Raw genomic sequence first — 470 nt, 5'->3', positions numbered from 1 at the left:
AATATGCACGATGACGCCAGCAATACTACTAACCAGTAACACGCCCAGTACAAAGAAATAGTTCACGCTTTGACCAAGTAACAGCCAGATAATCGCCCCCATTACCATCCAGTTAACGCTGGAAATCAGCATCTGAGCGAGGGCGAATTTCCATGAAGGCAGCACCAGCTTTTGCCCTTTGATGGTCATATGGCGGTGCTTCGCGAAAGCGCAAAACCACAAATAAACCGCGATAATCATCAGTAAGCCAATGCCGAGAATACGCAGCGTAGTTTGATCGACATACCAGTGATCCGGCAACTCCACCACGCCTGCGGTAAAGATAATCCCTGCCAGTAAAATGTAGCCCAGCCAGTTGGTGGTAATACTGAGCGAGAAAATCCGCGTAATAGTGCTACCGGGCAACCCCAGACGAGAGTACAAACGATAGCGCATACCAATGCCGCCGACCCAGGTACTGAGCGTCAGGT

At 50.0% G+C, this 470-nt stretch carries 1 protein-coding gene; it reads right to left on the bottom strand.

Features of this window, described 5'->3' with window-relative positions:
* Positions 1 to 470: YbhN family protein (locus J5M58_RS26700; protein WP_207880376.1), on the bottom strand; the 470-nt coding region annotated here is incomplete at both ends.

Origin of the sequence: Pseudomonas sp. 32_A, from assembly GCF_017490905.1 — a bacterium.
In the GTDB taxonomy this organism is placed as follows: domain Bacteria; phylum Pseudomonadota; class Gammaproteobacteria; order Pseudomonadales; family Pseudomonadaceae; genus Aquipseudomonas; species Aquipseudomonas inefficax.
The sequence above is the reverse complement of the archived record's forward strand: the minus strand, read 5'-3'. Positions and strand labels throughout refer to the sequence as shown.